7 protein-coding genes and 2 tRNA genes are annotated in these 7,740 nt (G+C 66.3%); 4 read left to right on the top strand and 5 right to left on the bottom strand.

Annotated features, from left to right (window positions below):
* From mqnE to AB1824_12430, 5 genes are all read right to left on the bottom strand, one after another.
* The coding region (mqnE, locus tag AB1824_12450) for an aminofutalosine synthase MqnE (protein MEW5765773.1) at positions 1-1,172 on the bottom strand (1,172 nt) is incomplete at its 3' end.
* A gap of 7 nt (positions 1,173-1,179) precedes the next feature.
* On the bottom strand, positions 1,180-2,751 hold the full coding sequence (gene rny / locus AB1824_12445; GenBank protein MEW5765772.1) for a ribonuclease Y: 1,572 nt from the start codon (positions 2,749-2,751) through the stop codon (positions 1,180-1,182).
* Positions 2,752-2,775: 24 nt separating this feature from the next.
* Positions 2,776-3,588 carry a radical SAM protein gene (locus AB1824_12440; GenBank protein MEW5765771.1) on the bottom strand — a complete coding sequence of 271 codons (813 nt, stop codon included), beginning with the start codon at positions 3,586-3,588 and terminating at the stop codon, positions 2,776-2,778.
* 36 nt (positions 3,589-3,624) lie between these two features.
* Positions 3,625-4,290, bottom strand: a complete 666-nt coding sequence (locus AB1824_12435) for an MBL fold metallo-hydrolase (GenBank protein ID MEW5765770.1) — start codon at positions 4,288-4,290, stop codon at positions 3,625-3,627.
* 223 nt (positions 4,291-4,513) lie between these two features.
* Complete coding sequence (locus tag AB1824_12430) at positions 4,514-4,858, bottom strand: histidine triad nucleotide-binding protein (protein MEW5765769.1); 345 nt, start codon at positions 4,856-4,858, stop codon at positions 4,514-4,516.
* 80 nt (positions 4,859-4,938) lie between these two features.
* Between AB1824_12430 and AB1824_12425 the strand changes: the two genes are divergently transcribed.
* From AB1824_12425 to AB1824_12410, 4 genes are all read left to right on the top strand, one after another.
* Positions 4,939-5,715, top strand: a complete 777-nt coding sequence (locus AB1824_12425) for a DUF4388 domain-containing protein (protein MEW5765768.1) — start codon at positions 4,939-4,941, stop codon at positions 5,713-5,715.
* A gap of 85 nt (positions 5,716-5,800) precedes the next feature.
* A tRNA-His gene (locus tag AB1824_12420) sits at positions 5,801-5,876 on the top strand.
* Positions 5,877-5,879: 3 nt separating this feature from the next.
* Positions 5,880-5,956 (top strand) — tRNA-Arg (locus AB1824_12415).
* Positions 5,957-6,769: 813 nt separating this feature from the next.
* The coding region (locus AB1824_12410; GenBank protein ID MEW5765767.1) for a cysteine synthase family protein at positions 6,770-7,740 on the top strand (971 nt) is incomplete at its 3' end.

The following is a 7,740-nucleotide window of genomic DNA, read 5'->3' as shown; positions in this document are numbered from 1 at the left end:
AAGGGACGAGCCGTGTCCGTCCCCGGACCATAGACCCTCCGGGCGTTGTAGAGGGAATCGCGCTCGACGGGAATCCGGCCGGCCCGTCGGATCAGGTGGAGGAGGGCCTCCAGGGTGAGTCCCCTGGGGGTCGTGGCTCCCGCGTCATGGGTGATGCGCTCCTCCACGACGGTTCCGTCCACGTCGTCGGCCCCGAACCACAGCGCGGTCTGGGCGATCTTGAGACCCACCATGACCCAGTAGACCTTGAGGTGGTCGACGTTGTCGAGGAGAAGCCTGGAAACGGCCAAAGTCCTCAGATTGTCCACTCCCGTGACCTCGGGAAGGTGAGCGTAGGGAGTGTTCTCCTTGTTGAACTGGAGGGGGATGAAGGCCATGAAACCGCCCGTCTCGTCCTGGAGGTCCCTCAGACGGAGGAGGTGGTCCACCCGGTCCTCCACCGTTTCCAGGTGGCCGTACAGCATGGTGCAATTGGTGCGGATGCCCATGCGGTGGGCCGTTCGTGCCAGCTCCAGCCAGCGCGCCCCGGAAATCTTGTTGGGGCAGATACGGCGACGCAGGTCCTCCCCGAGGATCTCGGCCCCCCCTCCCGGCAGGGAGTCGAGGCCGGCCTCCCGGAGCGCGCCGAGAATTTCCTCGGGCGATTTCCTTTCCCGGCGGGCGTAGTAGTCCACTTCCACAAGAGTCAGGGCCTTCAGGTGGACGGAGGGGTTCAGGGCCTTGAGGGCCCTCAGCATCTCGAGGACGTCCGCGAAGGAGAAACCCGGATCGAGCCCGCCCACGATGTGCAGCTCTTCCCAGCGCTCCCCTTCGGGGGGAACGGCCCGGGCGAGGATCTCCTCCAGGGTCATCCGGTGGCCGCCCTCCTGTCCCGGCTTCCTGGCGAAGGCGCAAAAGCTGCAGCCCGAGATGCAGATGTTGGTGTGGTTGATGTGGCGGTTCACGTTGAAGTAGGCCCGGTTCCCGTTCTTGGCCTCCCGGACCCGGTTGGCCAGGGCGCCGAGGGCGAGAAGGTCCGTGGAGCGGAAGAGGATCGCGCCGTCCTCGAAGGAGAGGCGCTCCCCGGCCTCCACCTTGTCCAGGATGGGAAACAGCGCCGGGTCTTTCACCCGGTCGCGTCGGAGCGGCTCGGATTCCCCGGATGCACGGGTATCCCAGGTCTTTCCTTCCATCTGCGCTCTATCCCGCGTACTCCACGGCGCGCATCTCCCGGATGAGGGTGACCCGGATGCGGCCCGGGAAGTCCATTTCCTCCTGGATTTTCTTGGTCATCTCGGAGGTCAGGAAGGGAAGCCGGTCATCCCGGACCTGGTCGGTCTTCACGATGACGCGCACCTCCCGGCCCGCCTGAATGGCGAAGGACTGTTCGACGCCCTCGAAGGAGTTCACGATGGCCTCGAGGGTCTCGATGCGCCGCAGGTAGTCCGTGAGGGAAGCCCGGCGCGCGCCCGGCCGGGATCCCGAAATGGCGTCGCAGACGGCCACGAGGATGGAAATGGGGTGGATCACCTCCACGTCCTCGTGGTGGCTCTCGATGGCGTTGACCACCACCTCGTGCTCCCCGTACTGCCGCCCCGCTTCACCCCCCAGTTCGGGGTGCGTGCCTTCCCGCTCCACGTCGATGGCCTTGCCGATGTCATGGAGGAGCCCGGCCCGGCGGGCCAGGTCCACGTCGAGGCCCAGCTCCGCCGCCATGTTGCCGCAGAGTTCGGCCACTTCGATCGAGTGGTTGAGGACGTTCTGGCCGTAGGAGGTCCGGTACTTGAGCTTGCCCACGAGCTTGACGATTTCGGGGTGGGCCTGCTCGAGGCCGAGGGTCTTGAACGCCTCCTCGCCCGCGATCACGATCTCGCGCTGGACCTTCTTCTTGACCTTGGCCACCACCTCCTGGATCTTCCGCGGATGGATCTTCCCCGCCTGGATGAGACGCTCCAGGGACTGGCGCGCCACCTCGCGGGAAATGGGGTTGAATCCCGAGATGACGACGGTGTTGGGATCGTCGTTGTTGATGAGGAGCTGCATCCCCGTCTGCTCCTCGAAAAACTTGATGTTCCGGCCCTCGTGGCCGATGAGGCGCCCCTTGATGTTCTCGTCCTGGAGGCGGTATTGGGTCGTGGTCCGCTCCACGACCTGGTCCGCGGCGACGCGCTCGATGGCCAGGGTGATGATCTTCTGCGCCTCCATCTCCGCCGTTCGCTGGGCGTCCTCCTTGATCTGGCGGATCAAGGCGGCCGCCTCGTGCTCGGCCTCGCTCTTGTAGTTCGAGACGAGCTGGCGCTTGGCCTCCTCCGCCGAGAGCCCGGCCACGCGTTCGATGCGGGCCAGGTATTCGGCGTGGAGTTCGCGGGCCTTTTCTTCCTGGCGGGCCACCTCGTCGAAACCCTCCTGGAGCTTCTTCTCCACCTCGTCGAGTTCCGACCGCCGCTTCGCCAGTTCGCGGTCCACCTGCTGGAGGTGCGCGTCGCGGCGGTTCATGGCCCGTTCGATGTTCTTCACGGCCTCGAAGCGCTTCTGGTAATCGTCCTCCGCGGCCTGGCGCTCCAGTTCGAACTGCTCCCTGGCCCTGGCCAGCTCGAGTTTGCGGAGGTTCTCGGCCTGGACGGCGGCGTCGTCCAGGAGGCGCTGGGCCTCCTCCCGCGCGCGGGTCAGCGCCCTCGCTCCCAGGCGGTTGGAGAGCAGCCAGCCGCCGATGATCCCCAGGGTCAATCCCAGGAGCCCGGTCAAAAGGGGCAACAGACTATGGGCCGTCATGGCCTTTTCCTCCCTGCGTGAAGGTCAACCGAAGACCTCCGCCCGCACGCCGCAGGACGCTTGAAGGGCGTCGCCGATGGCGAGGAGACGGGTCCGCTCGACGGGGCGCAGGCCCCGGTCGGCGGTTCCCCGGTCGAGCGTGTAGATTTGAACATGATGGGGCCGTATGGCGGCGACGGCGCGGATCCAGGCCACCACCTCCTCCTCCGTGGAGTTGTCCACGGAGCCCGTCACGAACAGGGACTGGAGGATGGCTCGGCCTTCCATGGCCCGCAGGCCGTCGAGGATGTGGGCGAAGGTGACGCCCGGGGCGGGCGCATTGAGTTTGCGGAAGGTCTCCTCGCGCCCCGTGTCGAGCTTGAGGATCGGAAGGTCGAGGGCGAGGAGGGCCCGGCGGATCTCCGGCCGGTGAATGGTGGTGGAGTTGGAGAGGATCGCCGTCCGGCACCTGGGCGCGAGAGCGTCCCTCAGCTCGGTCACGTCGGCGGCGATGGAAGGGAAATCGGGGTGAAGCGTGGCCTCCCCGTTGCCCGAGAAGGTCAGGACATCCGGGGGGGTCCCCCCGGCGGCCAGTTCCAAAAGGCGAGCCCGAAGGGCTTCTCGAACGGCCTCGCGGGTTGGCAGGAACGGCGCGACGGCCCGCCCGTCTCCGGTGAGCAGGCCCGTCCAGGAATACTGGCAGTACCGGCAGTTCAGCGAGCAGGCCTTGATCTCGTCGGGGAGGAGATTGAGCCCCAGAGAGAGGCCGAGGCGCCTGGACCGGACCGGGCCGTACAGGATTCCCTGCTGCAAGGGGATGGGGAGCGGCAATTCCTGATCCACGGAGACGGCCTCCATCGGGGAGGCTCCCGGCCCGCGCCGGGAGCGCCCGCGTCAATCGGCGTGCGACGACAGCCCCTTGACGAAGGGGTTGTGCCGCTTTTCAAAGCCGATCAGCGTGGACGGCCCGTGGCCCGGAAGTACCTCGGTGGCGTTCGGAAGGGTGTAGAGCTCTGTCCGGATGGAGCGCACGAGGGTGTCGTAATCTCCTCCCGGAAGGTCCGTTCGCCCGATGGATTGGGCGAAGAGGGTGTCTCCCACCAGAACGAAGCCGGTCCCCACGAAGCACACGCCGCCCGGCGAATGCCCCGGGGTGTGAACCACCCGGAGGCTGTAATCGCCTACCTGGATGGACTCTCCCGGCTTGAGGAACCCGGAGGGTTCCGGACCCGGATGGGCCCGGAACCCGAACAGGGCCGCGTGACGATCCACGCACCTGAGGAGCTCGAGGTCCCCTTCGTGAATCAGGACCTTGGCTCCGAATCTCTTGGAAAACAAGGCATTGTGAAAGATGTGGTCAAAGTGGCCGTGGGTGTTGAGCACGGCCGCGAGCCGGACGCCGAGTTCGTCGATCCTGGCCGCGATGCCTTCGCTGCCCATGGCCGGGTCCACCAGGACCGCTTCCTTGGACCGGTCGCACACTACGAGGTAGGCGTTGTTCTCAAGGGGTCCCACCTCGAATGTCTCCACCCGGAGCCCTTGGGCCATGGCGATCTCCATCCAGACATCCCAAACGTCCCGAGGCGCTTGCCTATTCGGCCCGCAAGGCCGTCCGGATCCGGACCGCTCCAAGATACCACAAGGACAGCCGTGGAGGGGGAGCCCGCTCCGGGAGGGCGGGAGGGGACGGGGCGGCCTGGTCCCCGGGGACCTGAGGTCCCGAGCGCGGCCCCGCCGGCGTCGAAGGCACCGGTCGGGCCCTTCGGATGACCCCGTCCGGGCCCTAACCCGGCGGCCAGCCGAAGGGTCGCCCGCCCAGAAGGTGAAAGTGGACGTGAAACACCGATTGCCCCGCCGATTCAAGGCAGTTGGCATTGAGGCGGAAGCCCTTGGCGTCGAGACCCCTTTCCCGGGCGATTCGAGAGCAAAGCAAGAGGAGGCGGCCCATCAGCGGGGCGTCGGCGTCCGACAGGTCGTTCAGCGTCTCCAGGTGCTTGCGGGGGATGATGAGGACATGGACGGGGGCCTGGGGGTGAATGTCCTCGAAGGCGAAGAGTTCGTCGTCGGAATAGACCTTCCGGCTCGGGATCTCGCCCGAGGCGATCTTGCAGAAGAGGCAGTCGGACATGGCTTCCCTCCGTGTTTGGCGGTACTATACAGCCAGCGGAACGGCGCACCAAGGGTCCCCAGGGACCCCGGGAGGCGGCCTTGAGCCACGATTGCCAGGACGGCGGTTTTCCCCTGCTTCTCGCTCGGCACTACAAGGAGCGGGCGACGGGGGCCCTCGAGGTGGGCGCCGGAGGGGTTCGCAAGAAAGTCTTTCTCCAAGACGGCCGCGTGGTGTTCGCCGGATCGACCGACCGCAACGACCGGTTGGGGGAAATGCTGATCCGCCGCGGAATCCTGTCCGTTCCCGATTTCTACGCCGCATCCAACTCCGTGACCCCCGGCAAGCGGTTCGGGACGGTCCTGGTGGAGCGGGGTCTCATCACTCCGGAACAGCTCGTGTGGTCGGTCAAGGAGCAGGTCAAGGACATCGTTTTCTCGCTGTTCTCTTTGCCCGACGGAGACTGCGCCTTCATTCAGGGGGAGGATGCCGGGGAGGAGATGATCACCCTCAATCTGAGGACTCCCGAACTCCTCCGCCTCGGGGTCCTGAAAATGGACCACACGGTGCGGCCCCTCCAGGCCTTCCGGGAGACGAACCGCGCCGTCGTGCTCGCGGTGCCCGAGGAGGAGGTCCTGGACGCTTTCGACCTGGGGCAGTCCGAGAGGGCCCTGATCCTCGCGCTTCTCACCCCCAAACCCGTGGCGGACGTGTTTCGCGAAGGCGGCAGGTCCCAGTTCGCCCTCCTGAAGTTCTTGTGGGTCCTTCTCCTCCTCGACATGATCCGTCTGGAGCCGCAGGGCCAGAGCCCCGACGGGGCCTCGGTGGACGTGCCCGAGCTGGACGTCACGCTCGAGGACCTTGCGGACCTCGGCTGAGGGGGCCGGGGCGGCTCTCCGAGGCCTTGACCGCCCTCCGGCCACGGTGTAAGGTATCCCGGCGGAACGGACGTTCCGCTCGGTGGTGAGCGTAGCTCAGCTGGCAGAGCCCCGGACTGTGGCTCCGGTTGTCGCGGGTTCGACCCCCGTCGCTCACCCCATGTGCGCTCGTAGCTCAGTTGGATAGAGCGTCGGCCTCCGGAGCCGAAGGTCGTGGGTTCGAATCCCGCCGAGCGCACCATTCTCGACTCCGCGAAGAATCCGACCAAGAGCCGGCGGGCGATGGATCCCTGGAATCGGGATTCGAAGGGTGGGGACCCCCGTGGTTTTCGAGGCGAAGAGCCAACTGCTTGGCTCCGAGCCGTAGAAAACGAGGGAGGGGCCCCACCCCGGGAATCGTAGGCGGCCTTGAAACGCAGGGGCCTCTGGCCCCGAGGCTTCTAGGCCGCGTAGGTTCGAATCCCGCCGAGCGCACCATTTTTGACTCCGCGAAGAATCCGACCAAGAGCTGGCGGGCGATGGATCCCTGGAATCGGGATTCGAAGGGTGGGGACCCCCGTGGTTTTCGAGGCGAGGAGCCAACTGCTTGGCTCCGAGCCGTAGAAAACGAGGGAGGGGCCCCAGCCCGGGAAGCGTAGGCGGCCTTGAAACGCAGGGGCCTCTGGCCCCGAGGCTTCCAGGCCGCGTAGCTTCGAATCCCGACGAGTCCATCACCATGCAGGGGGGGAAGGCCTCCAGCTCTCCCCCCTTTGCGTATCGCTCCCTCCGGTTGCTCCACGGACGCCTCATCTGAAGAAGGGTTCGCTTCAGCCGGAGGGAATTCGGCTTGGCGCCCTGGTCTTCCTGACTCGCGGGCTCTTGGGCCCACGGGCTCCTGGGCTCCATCACCCAAAGGGTCCTAAGCGCTTCCTCCTGGGCCAAACGGATGACATCGAGCGCCCCAGCGGCCTTCTGCGGCCCGTGCCGGGGTGGAGTACACTACGCGGCGGGCCGGTCTCGCGGGAGGGTCCGGAGAGGGCCTGGAAAGACCGCGCCGCTGTCGAGGGGAGTGCCGATGAGGGATCTTCGCCGCTATGAAGACGTGCTCCAGGCCGTCGGGCAAACGCCCCTGGTGCGCCTGAACCGGATCACGAAGGGCACCCGGGCCGAGGTATGGGCCAAACTCGAATTCCTCAATCCAATGGGGAGCGTGAAGGACCGCATCGCCCGGCACATGATCGAGAAGGCGGAACGGGAGGGGCGTCTGGTCGAAGGGACCCTGATCCTGGAGAATTCCTCGGGCAACACGGCCCTGGGGCTGGCGCTCGTGGCCATCCAGAAGGGGTACCGGCTCAAGGTGGTGGTCCGGGACACGATCAGCCGGGAGAAGTTGGCCCAATTGAGGGCCCTGGGCGTCGACGTCCACTTCGCGGACACCTCCCTTCCCCCCGAACATCCGGACAGTTACAACAACATCGCGTCCAGGCTGGCGAAGGAGACGCCGGGCTGTTTCTTCCCCGATCAGCACAACAACCGGGAAAACAACGAAACCCACTACCTCACGACGGGCCCGGAAATTTGGGAGCAGATGGAGGGGCGCATCGACTACCTCGTGGCCGGGATGGGGACGGGTGGGACCATTGGCGGCGTCGCGAGGTACCTGAAGGAGAAGGACCCCTCCATCCGGGTGGTGGCCGTGGATCCCGAGGGATCGGTCTTCACCGAGTACTTCCGCACGGGGCGCCGGGTCGAGCCGAAACCGTACCTCCTCGAAGGTCTGGGCGACGAATTCCTCATCGGGACGGCCGATTTCTCGGTCATCGACGAGATGATCCAAGTCAGCGACCGGAACTCCTTCCTGACGACCCGACGCCTCGTCCGCGAAGAGGGGATTCTGGCAGGCGGTTCCAGCGGAGCCGCCCTGTGGGCCATCCTGGAGCTGGCCCGAAATCTCGATCGCCCTTCGCGCATCGTCACGATCTTTCCCGACGGCGCCTCACGCTACCTGAGCACCATCTTCAACGACGACTGGATGCGGGAGCGCGG

It is taken from the genome of Acidobacteriota bacterium, assembly GCA_040752915.1.
GTDB lineage: Bacteria > Acidobacteriota > UBA4820 > UBA4820 > DSQY01 > JBFLVU01.
The sequence above is the reverse complement of the archived record's forward strand: the minus strand, read 5'-3'. Positions and strand labels throughout refer to the sequence as shown.

Coding starts and splice junctions, on each gene's coding strand:
- rny (MEW5765772.1), bottom strand. CDS start 2,751: ATGACGGCCCATAGTCTGTTGCCCCTTTTGACCGGGCTCCTGGGATTG.
- AB1824_12430 (MEW5765769.1), bottom strand. CDS start 4,858: ATGTCCGACTGCCTCTTCTGCAAGATCGCCTCGGGCGAGATCCCGAGC.
- AB1824_12440 (MEW5765771.1), bottom strand. CDS start 3,588: ATGGAGGCCGTCTCCGTGGATCAGGAATTGCCGCTCCCCATCCCCTTG.
- AB1824_12435 (MEW5765770.1), bottom strand. CDS start 4,290: ATGGAGATCGCCATGGCCCAAGGGCTCCGGGTGGAGACATTCGAGGTG.